At 38.8% G+C, this 13,114-nt stretch carries 12 protein-coding genes; 6 read left to right on the forward strand and 6 right to left on the reverse strand.

Annotated elements, in window-relative coordinates; translation table 11 throughout:
* Positions 1-18: 18 nt before the first annotated feature.
* On the forward strand, positions 19-660 hold the full coding sequence (sodB, locus tag HPB14_RS04975; RefSeq protein ID WP_000494623.1) for a superoxide dismutase [Fe]: 642 nt from the start codon (positions 19-21) through the stop codon (positions 658-660).
* Positions 661-713: 53 nt separating this feature from the next.
* Positions 714-1,445 carry a carboxy-S-adenosyl-L-methionine synthase CmoA gene (gene cmoA, locus HPB14_RS04980; protein ID WP_000655618.1) on the forward strand — a complete coding sequence of 244 codons (732 nt, stop codon included), beginning with the start codon at positions 714-716 and terminating at the stop codon, positions 1,443-1,445.
* 36 nt (positions 1,446-1,481) lie between these two features.
* Here cmoA and HPB14_RS04985 read toward each other — a convergent pair whose 3' ends face one another.
* The 3 genes from HPB14_RS04985 to HPB14_RS04995 are packed head-to-tail and all read right to left on the reverse strand — an operon-like array spanning position 1,482 to position 3,802.
* The gene (locus tag HPB14_RS04985) at positions 1,482-3,341 is read right to left on the reverse strand and encodes a primosomal protein N' (RefSeq protein WP_000499251.1); all 1,860 of its coding nucleotides are present in this window, start codon (positions 3,339-3,341) and stop codon (positions 1,482-1,484) included.
* A complete protein-coding gene (locus HPB14_RS04990) occupies positions 3,326-3,562 on the reverse strand; it encodes a hypothetical protein (protein WP_000051172.1) in 237 nt (78 codons plus the stop codon). The genes HPB14_RS04985 and HPB14_RS04990 overlap by 16 nt, the downstream gene beginning before the upstream one ends.
* Positions 3,563-3,574: 12 nt before the next feature.
* Positions 3,575-3,802, reverse strand: a complete 228-nt coding sequence (locus HPB14_RS04995; protein WP_001191194.1) for a hypothetical protein — start codon at positions 3,800-3,802, stop codon at positions 3,575-3,577.
* A 205-nt stretch (positions 3,803-4,007) separates the two neighbouring features.
* On the opposite strand from HPB14_RS04995, the gene HPB14_RS05000 reads away from it, so the two are divergent.
* On the forward strand, positions 4,008-4,754 hold the full coding sequence (locus tag HPB14_RS05000; protein ID WP_001171321.1) for an SPOR domain-containing protein: 747 nt from the start codon (positions 4,008-4,010) through the stop codon (positions 4,752-4,754).
* 39 nt (positions 4,755-4,793) lie between these two features.
* Here HPB14_RS05000 and HPB14_RS05005 read toward each other — a convergent pair whose 3' ends face one another.
* Positions 4,794-5,318, reverse strand: a complete 525-nt coding sequence (locus HPB14_RS05005) for a hypothetical protein (RefSeq protein WP_001146989.1) — start codon at positions 5,316-5,318, stop codon at positions 4,794-4,796.
* A 179-nt stretch (positions 5,319-5,497) separates the two neighbouring features.
* On the opposite strand from HPB14_RS05005, the gene HPB14_RS05010 reads away from it, so the two are divergent.
* The 3 genes from HPB14_RS05010 to gdhA all read left to right on the forward strand — a co-directional run bounded on the left by HPB14_RS05010 (position 5,498) and on the right by gdhA (position 8,962).
* A complete protein-coding gene (locus HPB14_RS05010; RefSeq protein WP_000884417.1) occupies positions 5,498-6,721 on the forward strand; it encodes a M48 family metallopeptidase in 1,224 nt (407 codons plus the stop codon).
* Positions 6,718-7,548 carry a peptide chain release factor N(5)-glutamine methyltransferase gene (locus HPB14_RS05015; RefSeq protein ID WP_000176083.1) on the forward strand — a complete coding sequence of 277 codons (831 nt, stop codon included), beginning with the start codon at positions 6,718-6,720 and terminating at the stop codon, positions 7,546-7,548. The genes HPB14_RS05010 and HPB14_RS05015 overlap by 4 nt, the downstream gene beginning before the upstream one ends.
* A gap of 67 nt (positions 7,549-7,615) precedes the next feature.
* Positions 7,616-8,962: an NADP-specific glutamate dehydrogenase gene (gdhA, locus tag HPB14_RS05020; RefSeq protein ID WP_000289171.1), complete on the forward strand. Its 1,347-nt coding sequence runs from the start codon at positions 7,616-7,618 to the stop codon at positions 8,960-8,962.
* Between the two features lie 12 nt (positions 8,963-8,974).
* On the opposite strand, the gene HPB14_RS05025 is transcribed toward gdhA, so the two are convergent.
* A complete protein-coding gene (locus HPB14_RS05025) occupies positions 8,975-10,291 on the reverse strand; it encodes a glycosyltransferase family 10 domain-containing protein (RefSeq protein WP_000487391.1) in 1,317 nt (438 codons plus the stop codon).
* A gap of 9 nt (positions 10,292-10,300) precedes the next feature.
* A complete protein-coding gene (locus HPB14_RS05030; protein ID WP_000793240.1) occupies positions 10,301-13,111 on the reverse strand; it encodes a cytochrome c biogenesis protein in 2,811 nt (936 codons plus the stop codon).
* Positions 13,112-13,114: the final 3 nt, after the last annotated feature.

Consider the following 13,114-nt stretch of genomic DNA (forward strand, 5'->3'; position numbering starts at 1 on the left):
TAATCACAAGGAGAAAACATGTTTACATTACGAGAGTTGCCTTTTGCTAAAGACAGCATGGGAGATTTTTTAAGCCCTGTGGCGTTTGATTTCCACCATGGGAAACACCATCAAACTTATGTGAATAATTTGAACAACCTCATCAAAGGCACGGATTTTGAGAAAAGTTCTTTGTTTGCTATTTTGACGAAGTCTAGCGGAGGCGTGTTCAATAACGCCGCTCAAATTTACAACCACGATTTTTATTGGGATTGCCTAAGCCCCAAAGCGACTGCCCTAAGCGATGAATTAAAAGGGGCTTTAGAAAAAGATTTTGGCTCATTGGAAAAATTTAAAGAAGACTTCATTAAGAGTGCGACCACTCTGTTTGGCTCTGGTTGGAATTGGGCGGCGTATAATTTAGACACTCAAAAAATTGAAATCATTCAAACCAGCAACGCTCAAACCCCAGTTACGGATAAAAAAGTGCCGCTTTTGGTGGTGGATGTGTGGGAACATGCTTATTATATTGACCACAAAAACGCACGCCCTGTGTATTTGGAAAAATTCTATGGGCATATCAATTGGCATTTTGTCTCTCAATGCTATGAATGGGCGAAAAAAGAAGGCTTAGGCTCAGTGGATTACTACATCAATGAATTGGTGCATAAAAAAGCTTAAGCGTTATTTTGATAGGGTGGTTTAAAGGTTTTTAAACCACGCTTCTTTTTTGAATGAAAGACACTCTGTTTAATCAATCCCTAAACAAACGCTTTTGCTTTGATGAGAAAGTCGCCCATGTTTTTGATGACATGCTGGAGCGCTCCATCCCCTATTATCATGAAATGTTGAATTTGGGGGCGTATTTTATCGCTCAAAATTTAAAAGAGAATATCTATTCTAAATCCTTGCCTAAGCCCTTGATTTATGATTTGGGCTGTTCTACCGGGAACTTTTTTATCGCACTTAACCAACAAATCCAACAAGATATTGAGCTTGTAGGGATTGACAATTCCATGCCCATGCTCAAAAAAGCGCAAGAAAAATTAAAAGATTTTAACAATGTCCGTTTTGAATGCATGGATTTTTTAGAGGTTGAGTTTAAAGAAGCGAGCGCGTTTTCATTGCTTTTTGTGTTGCAATTTGTCCGCCCCATGCAAAGAGAGGTGTTGCTCAAAAAGATTTATAACAGCCTTGCGTTGAATGGGGTTTTATTGGTGGGCGAAAAGATCATGAGCGAAGATCGGATATTAGACAAACAAATGATAGAGCTATACTACCTTTATAAACAAAATCAGGGTTATAGCCACAATGAAATCGCTTTCAAAAGGGAAGCGTTAGAAAATGTGCTTGTGCCTTATAGTTTAAAAGAAAATATCGCGCTTTTAGAAAGCGTGGGGTTTAAGCATGTGGAAGCGCTGTTTAAATGGGTGAATTTCACGCTGTTAGTTGCCAGAAAAACTTAAGTTTTTTGAAACAATAAATATATAAAACATGAGTTTTTAAAAAATATCCACAGGATCCATGTTCACGCTGCAAGGGATATTAGGGGCGGTTTTTAAAAACGCATGCACGCTTTTGATTAGGCTTAAAGGGTCTTTGGAACGCAATAAAATCAGGTAGCGGTAAGAAGAGGCGATTTTTTCAATGGGGGCTTTGAAATTAGAGAGTGTTACGCCCTTTTCTAAACACAAAGAAAGGGTTTGAGAGGCTTTTAAGCTCAATTGTTGGGCTTTTTCTTCGTTTTTATGCTTAAACTCCAACAAACACAGCCTTGAAAAAGGCGGGTAGAGTTCGCACCTTTCTTGCAATTCGTATTGTAAAAAATCTTCATAATCTTCTAAGAAATTTTCTAATAGATCCGTTTCGGTGCTTTGAATGAACACTTGGCCAGAAATTTGCCTAGCGCTCCTCCCAGCGATTTGATAAAGTAACGACACGCCTTCTTCTAAAGCCCTGTAACTATTGGATTTGATGATATTGTCTATGCCTAAAACAACCGCTAAACTCACTTTAGCGTAATCATGCCCCTTGCTTATCATTTGAGTGCCGATTAAGATATTAGTTTTTTGAGCGTTGAAATCGTTTAAAATATTGTGGAGTTTTTTTGGCGTGCTGGTGTGATCTTTATCCAAAATCGCTATTTTAGCCCCCTCTAAAAGGCCTTCTAATTCGTTCAACACTTGCATGGTGCCTATCCTTTTACCCACTAAAACTTCGCTTTGGCATGCGTTGCAAATTTTAGGGATAGGGCTTGAAAAATGGCAATAATGGCACATGAGTTTGTTGGTCTTTAAATGCAAACTCATATTCACGCTGCAAAAGGGGCATTGAACGCTTTTGTAACAACTTTGGCACAGCAAGGTTTTGAAATTAGCCCTTGTAGGCACAAAAATAATGGCTTGCTCGTTTTTGTCTATCACTTGTTGCAGCGCTTCTAGGAGTTTGGGCGTGATAAAATGCTCGGTTTTTTCAAAAATAATGTTTTTTTGCGTGGGGGTGTAGCGCCCCTTTAGGCGCACTAAAGCCTTATCTTTAAAGCGTTTATAACTACTCAAACTTGGCGTAGCAGAGCCTAAGATCACTTGGATAGGGAATTTATGGGATAAATACAAGCATAAATCCCTAGCGTTATACATAGGGCTTTGATGGGATTTATAAGAAAAATCATGCTCTTCATCTACAACAATCAAACCCAACTCCTTAAGGGGTAAAAACAACGCGCTTCGTGTGCCTACCACTAATTTGATTTCTTGCGAATAAAGCTTTTCTAAAAATTGCTTTTTTTGATTTTGAGAGAGTTTGCTATGCCACAAGCCTAAATTCTCTTTAAAAACCCTTTTAAGGCGTTGCTGCATTTGAGGGGTGAGGGCGATTTCTGGCACTAACAACAAAGCGCTTTTTTTTTGCTCTAAAGTTTGAGCGATTGCATGCATATAAATCTCGGTTTTCCCGCTACCCGTATCGCCAAAGAGCAAGCTTGCTGGATGTTTTTGCAATTCTTTTAAGGCGTTGGTTTGCGTTTGGCTCAACGCATTAAGAGTAGGCTCAATTTTTTCTAACCCCACTAAATCGCATTCTTTAAAAGGGGTAAAAAGGCTTAAGACTGAAGAAAGATTAGCCGAGTAATATTGAGCGATAAAAATAGCTAGCTCTATTTGAAAAGGGAGTAAAAAATAAGGGGTTTTTTCTAGCTCTAGGCATTCAAAAGAGGGTTTTGAAACTTCTTCAAGGACGACGCCCAAAAGCGTTTTATTCCTTAAAGGGATATTGACTAACGCCCCTTTTTGGTGCTGTTCTTTAGAAAAATAAGTTAAAGGGGGGGTTTTATTTTTTAAGGGAGCGATCAAGTGATAGAACATGATGAGATTTTTTCTAAAAGCTTTTGGAGTTCATTGTGCAAATACTCGTTCTGGCAACTTTCATGCAAATAATCCTTTAAAAGCTCTAAAGCGTTTAATTCTTGGTTATGGAAACGCTCCTTTAGGGTGCGTTTCATCTCATCGCTAAAGGTGTTATTGAGAGAGATTTTATAGCGTTTGCCCAAATAAGTGATTTCTAAGCTATCGTTTTCTAAAGACATGTTTTTAATGGTTTATGACAATAAATCAGAGATTTTGTCATAAAGACCTTGAATACCCTTATCTTTAGCGCTCAATTCATCGTATAAAATAGCGATTTGAATGTCTTTTTCTTCATTTTGCGCATTCAGGGTGGTGTTTGCTTGGCGTAAAGCGTTCAACTCTTCTTCTTGTTTTTGGATTTTTTCAATCAATTCATCAATTTTAGCGCCCAACTGGTTTAATAAACTTAAAGATTGCATCATAAGCCTTTCATGGTTTTTAAAAGTTATTATATCAAAGCTATTAAATTATCGCAAAATACCACTATCCCCTTAAGGTAATGGCTTTTACTATAAAATAAAGTAACTAAAACCCCATGTTTTAAACAATTCTTATGGCGGTATTTAGTATTATTTTTGATTACCATAAAGCAACAAGATAGAAAGCTTGACATGGGAGTGGTGAATGCAAAAAAATATATTAAAAATGACTCTGTTGTTGGTTTTCCTCTTTTTAAGAAACGCTGTTGGTTTAGAGGATAAAAAAGCCGATCCTAAAAGCGTTCAAAATACGCCCAAAAATTTACCCCCTATCCAATTAAGGCTCGATCAAGCCCATGAAGATCTGATTAAAATGTTAGACAATATGGGAAAAAGCACGCAGTATGAGTTCCCTAAAATCAAAGAAATCCTAGAGCAAAGCGAAGAAGAATGGCTCAAAGTCGCCCATGAAGAATGCGTGGCGTTGGTTATGTTAATAAGCCCCAAAGCTCCTATTGAAAATAGCCCGATTTATAAGAATTGCTATGAAGCTTATGTGAAGCAAAGAATCCATGATTTATATGATTTTTATATAGAAAGCAAAAAGGTGAAAAGAAAAATCAAGAAAGCCCATAAGCAAGAGACCGCTATTAATCAATCCCAGCCCTTAAAAAAAGAGTCGCCTAAAAACGAGAATAAAAAAAGCTTAGTAAAACCTAGCTTAAAAGATGCGAGTGTCCCTAAAGGGTATTATTTGCAAATTGGGGCTTTTTTGAACGCGCCCAATAAGGATTTTTTGCAAACGCTCAAAACTTTCCCTTACCAAATAAAGAAAAAAGACTCCCTCACGCATTATTTGATTGGCCCTTATAAAACCAAAGAAGAGGCCCTAAAACAGCTTGAAAATGCAACTAAAAGCTTTAAAAATAAGCCTGTATTGGTGGAAAAATAATCGTTTTAACTATCCTTATTTGAAAATAAATCTATAGTTTTATTGGATTTTATAAAGCCACATGGCTATTAGCGCAACAAACAAACTCGCGCCCAAGAACACATAGCCTATCATTTTATAAAGGGGGATAAAGGTTTTTTGAATTTCTTCTTCTGCAATAATGATTTTAGAAACCCCTAAGCGGTTAGTTGGGGCGCTGTCTGTGAGATAAAAGCCCTGTTTTTTAAGCGCAAAATAAGGGGTTTTGATCAAGGCGTCATTTTTAAAAGAGGCCACAAACGCCCCGATATTAGAAAACTTGACTTTGTTATCCGCATCCAATAAGACAAAGGGGGTGTTTTTGAATCGTTCTTCTAAGATTTTTAAAGGCTCTAAAGAAGAGGCATTATCCAACTCTAAAAGGCTTTTAGCGATAATATCAGCGGTGTATTGCATGCGTATTTGGGTGTTTTCTAAAAGGTTATTTTTCGCATAAAAGAAAAATAACGCTAACAAAACCCCCACTAAAAGCAAGGTAGAAAGGGTATAAAGGATTAAAAAACGCTTTTTAAAAGAATAGGGCATGACAAACCTTTTTATTGATAGCGGGTTGGATAACACAGCTTTTTATGATTGGATTAAAAACGCTCAAAAACAGCCTCTTTTTTCTACCATACTTATTTAATTTTATGGTAAATTTTTGAAAAATTGTTATAATTCCTACACTTTTATTGGTAAATTTAATGGAGAAAGGAGTTTGGAATATGCTTGACATATGGATAGATATGATAATTTGTATTTTTTATTTGCTCTTTTTTACGACTCCTTACATTGTAGGCGATATTTTGCAATTGAAATTTATCCGCCAAAAGCTCTGCGAGAAGCCCGTTTTACTCCCACAAAAGGATTATGAAGAAGCGGGAAATTATGCCATTAGGAAAATGCAATTATCCATTATTTCTCAAATTTTAGACGGGATCATCTTTGCTGGTTGGGTCTTTTTTGGTTTGACGCATTTAGAAGATCTCACGCATTATTTAAATCTTCCTGAAACGCTAGGCTACTTGGTGTTTGCCTTGTTGTTTTTAGCGATTCAAAGCGTTTTAGCTTTACCCATTAGCTACTACACCACCATGCATTTGGATAAGGAATTTGGCTTTTCTAAGGTGAGCTTGTCGTTGTTTTTTAAGGATTTTTTCAAAGAGTTATTGCTCACTTTAGGCGTGGGATTGTTGTTGATTTACACCCTTATTATGATCATTGAACATGTGGAGCATTGGGAAATTAGCTCGTTTTTTGTCGTGTTTGTTTTCATGATCTTGGCTAATCTTTTTTACCCTAAAATCGCCCAGCTTTTCAACCAATTCACCCCCTTGAATAACCGGGATTTGGAGAGTCAAATTGAGGGCATGATGGATAAGGTGGGTTTTAAATCTCAAGGCATCTTTGTGATGGACGCTAGCAAGAGGGATGGGCGTTTGAACGCGTATTTTGGGGGCTTGGGTAAAAACAAGCGGGTGGTGTTGTTTGACACTTTGATCTCTAAAGTTGGGACAGAAGGGCTTTTAGCCATTTTAGGGCATGAATTAGGGCATTTTAAAAATAAGGATTTGTTGAAAAGTTTAGGGATTATGGGAGGCTTGCTCGCTCTTGTTTTTGCTTTGATCGCTCATTTGCCGCCATTGGTTTTTGAAGGCTTCAATGTCTCGCAAACGCCAGCGAGTTTGATTGCGATTTTACTCTTGTTTTTGCCGGTGTTTTCTTTTTACGCCATGCCTTTGATCGGGTTTTTTAGCCGAAAGAACGAATACAATGCGGACAAGTTTGGGGCGAGTTTAAGCTCTAAAGAGGTTTTAGCCAAAGCGTTAGTGTCCATTGTGAGCGAAAATAAAGCGTTCCCTTATTCGCACCCTTTTTATGTTTTCTTGCACTTCACGCACCCGCTCCTATTAGAACGCCTAAAAGCTTTGGATTATGAAATTGAATGACCCTTTCACAAGCCCTAAATAAAGCCAAAAAAGGATTATCGCAAAAAGGTTTTAGGGGGGGCTTAGAGTCTGAAATTTTATTAGGCTTTGTCTTGCAAAAAGAAAGGGTTTTTTTGCACACGCATGCCTATTTAGAATTAACCCACGAAGAAGAAACACGCTTTTTTGAATTGGTAGGAAAGCGTTTGAATGACTGCCCCATAGAGTATTTATTAGGAAGCTGTGATTTTTATGGGCGTTCTTTTTTTGTGAATGAGCATGTTTTAATCCCACGGCCTGAAACCGAGATTTTAGTCCAAAAAGCCCTTGATATTATTTCTCAATACCATTTAAAAGAAATAGGCGAAATCGGCATAGGGAGCGGATGCGTGTCTGTGAGTTTGGCTTTAGAAAACCCTAAACTTTGTATTCATGCGAGCGATATTTCACCAAAAGCTTTAGAAGTGGCGTTAAAAAATATTGAACGCTTTTGTCTAAAAGGGCGTGTTTTTTTAAAACAAACGCATCTTTGGGATCGCATGCCAACGATAGAAATGCTTGTCTCTAACCCGCCCTATATCGCTAAAGGTTATCCTTTGGAAAAATCCGTCCTCAAAGAACCGCACGAAGCCCTTTTTGGGGGGGTTAAAGGCGATGAAATCTTAAAAGAAATCATTTTTTTAGCCGCTGGATTAAAAATCCCTTTTTTGGTTTGTGAAATGGGGTATGACCAGTTAAAAAGCTTGAAAGAATGCTTGGAGTTTTGCGGTTATGATGCAGAGTTTTACAAGGATTTGAGCGGCTTTGATAGGGGGTTTGTGGGCGTTTTAAAAAGTTTTTTAAGATAAAGTTAAAACTTAATTACCCTTTTAGTGTTACAATAAAAACACTTAAAATAATAAAGGAATGCCGCTCATGTATGTTGAAAAAATTCTCCAGTCTTTACAGAAAAAATACCCCTATCAAAAAGAGTTCCATCAAGCCGTTTATGAAGCTATCACTTCGTTAAAACCCCTTTTAGACAGCGATAAAAGTTATGAAAAACATGCCATTTTAGAGCGTTTGATTGAGCCTGAAAGGGAGATTTTTTTTAGGGTGTGTTGGCTAGATGATAACCATCAGATCCAAGTCAATCGAGGGTGTAGGGTTGAATTCAATTCAGCCATTGGCCCTTATAAGGGGGGCTTGAGATTCCACCCTAGCGTGAATGAAAGCGTGATCAAGTTTTTAGGCTTTGAGCAAGTGTTGAAAAATTCGCTCACCACTTTGGCTATGGGGGGCGCTAAGGGGGGGAGCGATTTTGACCCTAAAGGGAAGAGCGAGCATGAGATCATGCGTTTTTGCCAGGCGTTCATGAACGAATTATACCGCCACATTGGGGCCACGACTGATGTGCCAGCTGGGGATATTGGAGTGGGCGAAAGAGAGATTGGCTATCTGTTTGGGCAATATAAAAAATTAGTCAATCGTTTTGAGGGCGTATTGACCGGTAAGGGACTCACTTATGGGGGGAGTTTGTGCAGAAAAGAAGCTACCGGTTATGGGTGCGTGTATTTTGCTGAAGAAATGTTGCAAGAAAGGAACAGCTCTTTAGAGGGTAAGGTTTGTAGCGTTTCTGGGAGCGGTAATGTCGCTATTTACACCATTGAAAAACTGCTTCAAATAGGAGCCAAACCGGTAACGGCGAGCGATTCTAATGGCATGATTTATGACAAAGACGGCATTGATTTAGAGCTTTTGAAAGAAATTAAAGAGGCGCGTCGTGGGAGGATCAAAGAATACGCTTTAGAAAAAACTAGTGCAAAATACACGCCCACAGAGAATTACCCCAAAGGGGGGAATGCCGTATGGCATGTGCCTTGTTTTGCGGCTTTTCCTAGTGCGACTGAGAATGAATTGAGCGTTTTAGACGCTAAAACCCTCCTTTCTAACGGGTGTAAATGCGTGGCTGAAGGGGCGAACATGCCCTCAAGCAATGAAGCGATTGAATTGTTTTTACAAGCTAAAATTTCTTATGGCATAGGCAAGGCGGCTAATGCTGGGGGGGTGAGCGTGAGCGGCTTGGAAATGGCGCAAAACGCGAGCATGCACCCTTGGAGTTTTGAAGTGGTGGATGCGAAATTACACCATATCATGAAAGAGATTTATAAGAATGTCTCTCAAACCGCTAAAGAGTTTAAAGACCCTACTAATTTTGTTTTAGGGGCCAATATCGCTGGTTTTAGAAAAGTGGCGTCTGCGATGATAGCGCAAGGGGTTTGATTACCCCCAATTTTACAAACCCAATTTTTTAACCCATCTCCTTATTGCACGCAATAAGGGTAAGGATTTGTGATAAATTTTGCGATAGATTTTAAAAGTGGTGTTTTGAGAGAGTTCCAATAAAGGCGAAGCGTTTTGTAAAAGCCGCTCATAATTAACCCTCAAATCATCATAATTAACCCTCAAATCATCATAATTAACCCTCAAATCATCATAATTAACCCTCAAATCATCAATAGATATTAAAGGCTCATTCAAATCACGATGAAGAGCAGAATAATGATGGGCATCGCAATGGTAAATCGTGTCGTTTTCTAAAATCGTTTTAAAAAAAGCTAGGATTTTTTTAAAACTCAAATCTTGGTAAAAGTAAGCTTTCCCATCAATAGTGTTTAAAGGGTTTTCATAGAGCATGTCTAAATAGGCGTTTGGGTGCGTGTGCAAGTATCTCACATAATCAATCGCTTCATCAAAGTTTTTGAAATCATGCACATTCACAAAACTTTTAGGGTTAAAATCTTTCGCCACGCTGGGACTCCCCCAATAAATAGGAATGGTATGGCTGAAATAAGCGTCAATGATTTTTTCAGTTACATAGCCATAGCCTTGCGAGTTTTCAAAACACAGATTGAATTTGTATTGGCTTAAAAACTCGCTCTTGTTTTTAACGTTATAGCCCAAAGTGTTTCTCACGCTCCCTCCCCCAGTAACTGGCTCAATAGAATTTAAAGCGTCATAGAAAGCGTTCCTTTTAGGAGCGTTAGGGTTGCTTGCGACAAAACTCGCAAACCCTCTTTTCAAAGGATCGATCTCATCATTCACTACTGCGCATAAATTAGGGTGGTTTTCTTTAAAATGATGGGAAGGTTTTTTTAAAGTATAAAGGCTGTTAGGTTTGAGTTTGTAGGGCGCAGTGGTGTCATTCACGCTCTCGGCTTTATGGTGTAGTCTATCATAATATAAAGGCATTCTCAAATAACGATCATTAAAATCCAATTCATCAAAGCCTATGGCGTAATCAAAGAGATTGAAATTAGGGACTTCGTTTTCACCGGTGTAAAACACCCTTTTAGTGTTTTGATAGGATAGGATTTTTCTGGCCGATCCAAGGGGGTTACCAAAAACGATGTCCGCAGGTTTATCAGGGTTTTGGTGGAGGGTGATTGCGTAGCGTTGGCTTAAGATGAAATAAAGAGCACTCTTTTTAAATTCTTCAGCGCCTCCCCACCAATTCGCCACAGCGATTTTTAGGGGGGGGGGGGAACTTATATGCAATTTTTTTTTAATTGGAGCGCTTTCTATAAAGGCGTCTAATAGGGGCTGGAACATGGTTATCCTTTAAACCAATTTAGGCAAACTCAAATGGCGTTTGAAATACGCCAAGATCACGAGTAAAAAAGGTATCGCTACCAAAAAGTATAAAAAAGTAGGGATAGGCAAGGGATCGCCTGCGGCATAGCTGTGCAAGCCAGAAAGGTAGTAATTCACGCCAAAATAAGTCATTAAAACCGAATAGAACCCTAGCACGCTGCTGCTCGCTAAAATAAAGGGCCAATTTTGAGAGCCTAGAAAACGCAAATGCAAGATCAAAGCATAGACGCAAATAGAAATCAATGCCCAAGTTTCTTTAGGGTCCCACCCCCAATAGCGCCCCCAAGATTCATTCGCCCACACCCCGCCTAAGAAATTCCCGGCTGTGAGCATGAACAAGCCTAAAATCATGCTCATTTCATTGATAGCGCTAATGGAAAGAATGGTTTTGTCCAAATTGAAACGCCCTTGTTTGCGCAAAATAAACAAAACCAAACTTAAAATCCCTAGCACAAAACACAAGCCCAAAAAGCCATAACTAGCGGTGATGATAGAGACATGGATATTGAGCCAATAGGATTTTAACACCGGCACTAAAGGACCGATTTGAGGGTCCATAAAGCCTAAATGAGCCACAAAGAGCGCGATACCGGCTAAAAAGCTAGAAGCCGATAGTGCAAGTTTGGAGCGTAAAATAAACCCTGCGATAACAGAAGCCCATGCGATATAAAGCATGGACTCATAAGCGTTGCTCCAAGGCGAATGCCCGCTCACATACCAGCGCAAGATTAGCCCCATAGAATGAGCGATCGCGCAAAGCAAGATAGCCATATAAAGGATTTTAGTGAGCCAAATATTTGGAATCGTGTTTTTAACCAAAGAGGTGATCACAACGATAAAAAGCAACAACCCAAGAAAGATATAAGGCAAGGTCAGGCTGTTAAAAAAATTGGTGTGGTTTAAGAAAATTTCAGAATCCACTTTAGAAGAAGATAAATAGAGGTTTTTGGCATGCTCTTGCTGATAGACGCTTAAATCTTTTAGGGTTTTTCCTACTTTATCCCATTGGTTGGTTTTTAAAGCGTCATCAAATCCGCTAAAAATATTTTTTAAAAACGCCGTTGCCACGCTTGAAATTTCTTTATTGGGGCTGTTGATCGCTTCAATGGGCGAGAGCCAAGCGGTGGTTTTATCGCTAGGGAAAATGCGTAAAAATTGAGCGCTAAAAAGCGTATAAACTAAGTTGATGCGTTCATCTACTTTTAAGACATCTTTATCCAACTCGTTGCGCGCGTTAGGGGATTTTTGATTGACTTCTTCAACCAGATTTTTTAATTTATACCCACGGCTATCAAACGCATCTCTAAAAGCGATACGGCTTTCGTCTAAAGGCGTGCCAATAAGCTTCCTTAAGGCTTTATTGGAAGTGTAAATCATCTTAATACTGCGCCAATCATTGGGGAAAAACATGATCCCTAAAAGCACCTGCATGGCGTTTAGCCCTTGAAAATCATCTTTTTTTAAAATCTTATGGACGTATTCAATGCTGATGGTATCAAGGGGTTTGATACGCCCGTCAAAATCCTGGACTTGAAGCCTTTGAAAGGCTTTTAAATGGTCTTTGGAATACTCTCTTAAACGCTTCAAACGCTCTAAAATCGCGCTTTTAGAATCTTCTTTATTGGCGGAATTTTCTATCTTTTGTCGCTCAATTTTAGCGCTTTTGCCCCCATGCATGTCAATTTGGCCTTCATTGGCGAACGAAGAAGTAAAAGGGCTGATTAAAATTAAAGCGAGCAAGAAACTAGCAACTTGTTGGGATTTTAAAAAGCGTGAAAGCTTTAAAAAACGCCCGTTTTTATCCAAAAGCAACCACAAAGCCCCTAAAATAAGCATCGCATACCCTAAATAAGTGGGGATTTTACCCGGGTCTTTATTGACAGAAAGGATCGTGCCTTTTTCATCCATGTCATAAGAAGATTGGAAAAAGCGATAGCCTTCATAATCTAAAACATGGTTCATAAAAATCCTATAAGGTTTGATTAAAGTGTTATCCAATTTCAAAACTTCCACTTCTGAAGTGTAAGATGAAGGGCTCATAGAGCCGGCGTAACGTTCTAATTCAAAACGCTTCAGTTTGATTTGAAAGGGCAATTCAATGTAAGCGGATCCAAAACTTAAAGAGAGCTTGTCGTCTTTAAACACCTCGCTTTCTTCTATGCCTTCATTCCTGTTGTTTTTAATGAGGTTGAATTTGTGGCTCACGCCGTTATAGGTCGCTTTTAACACTAAAATAGTAGCGTCATCTTTTTTAATGGCGTTTTGCTTGTAAATCTCTAAGGGTTCTAAAATCAAAGGCTTGTGATCTAAAGTGGCATGAATGGGTCTTAATCGTTTGGAATGATAAAAAGTTAAAGGCGTTTTTAAAGAAAGTTTTTTTTCGTCGTTTAGGGTGATATTAAGGTAAGTGTCCGCGCTTTCAAAAGAGCTTTGCGCGCTATTTTCTCGCACATGCATAAGCCCTTCTACGCCAAAAAAACGCGTGATGGCTGCCCCTAAAATGATTAAAATCAAGGAGCTGTGGAAAAAAAGGCTCGCATACCTTTTGCACTCCAAAGCTTTAGATTTAATGAATGTGCCTATTAAAACCACCAATAAATACGCATGCAAGAAATTAAACCAAGGGGTGTTATACACAATCGCCTTACTCGCGCTCGTGCCGTAATCGTTTTCTATAAAAGTGGCTATCGCGCACGCTAAGGCATAGAGCGCGATTAAAGGGATAGCGACCCAAAAAGAAGCCAGCAAAAAAGAAAGCAGGCTTTTGAGATTCTTCATTAG

The sequence above is a fragment of the Helicobacter pylori HUP-B14 genome (genome assembly GCF_000259235.1).
In the GTDB taxonomy this organism is placed as follows: domain Bacteria; phylum Campylobacterota; class Campylobacteria; order Campylobacterales; family Helicobacteraceae; genus Helicobacter; species Helicobacter pylori_CU.

Excerpts from the sequence above, each read along its gene's own strand:
- HPB14_RS04990 (WP_000051172.1), bottom strand. The coding sequence starts at position 3,562 with ATGTCTTTAGAAAACGATAGCTTAGAAATCACTTATTTGGGCAAACGC.
- cmoA (WP_000655618.1), top strand. The coding sequence starts at position 714 with ATGAAAGACACTCTGTTTAATCAATCCCTAAACAAACGCTTTTGCTTT.
- HPB14_RS05030 (WP_000793240.1), bottom strand. The coding sequence starts at position 13,111 with ATGAAGAATCTCAAAAGCCTGCTTTCTTTTTTGCTGGCTTCTTTTTGG.
- gdhA (WP_000289171.1), top strand. The coding sequence starts at position 7,616 with ATGTATGTTGAAAAAATTCTCCAGTCTTTACAGAAAAAATACCCCTAT.
- HPB14_RS05025 (WP_000487391.1), bottom strand. The coding sequence starts at position 10,291 with ATGTTCCAGCCCCTATTAGACGCCTTTATAGAAAGCGCTCCAATTAAA.
- HPB14_RS04985 (WP_000499251.1), bottom strand. The coding sequence starts at position 3,341 with ATGTTCTATCACTTGATCGCTCCCTTAAAAAATAAAACCCCCCCTTTA.
- HPB14_RS05005 (WP_001146989.1), bottom strand. The coding sequence starts at position 5,318 with ATGCCCTATTCTTTTAAAAAGCGTTTTTTAATCCTTTATACCCTTTCT.
- HPB14_RS05000 (WP_001171321.1), top strand. The coding sequence starts at position 4,008 with ATGCAAAAAAATATATTAAAAATGACTCTGTTGTTGGTTTTCCTCTTT.
- sodB (WP_000494623.1), top strand. The coding sequence starts at position 19 with ATGTTTACATTACGAGAGTTGCCTTTTGCTAAAGACAGCATGGGAGAT.
- HPB14_RS05015 (WP_000176083.1), top strand. The coding sequence starts at position 6,718 with ATGACCCTTTCACAAGCCCTAAATAAAGCCAAAAAAGGATTATCGCAA.
- HPB14_RS04995 (WP_001191194.1), bottom strand. The coding sequence starts at position 3,802 with ATGCAATCTTTAAGTTTATTAAACCAGTTGGGCGCTAAAATTGATGAA.
- HPB14_RS05010 (WP_000884417.1), top strand. The coding sequence starts at position 5,498 with ATGCTTGACATATGGATAGATATGATAATTTGTATTTTTTATTTGCTC.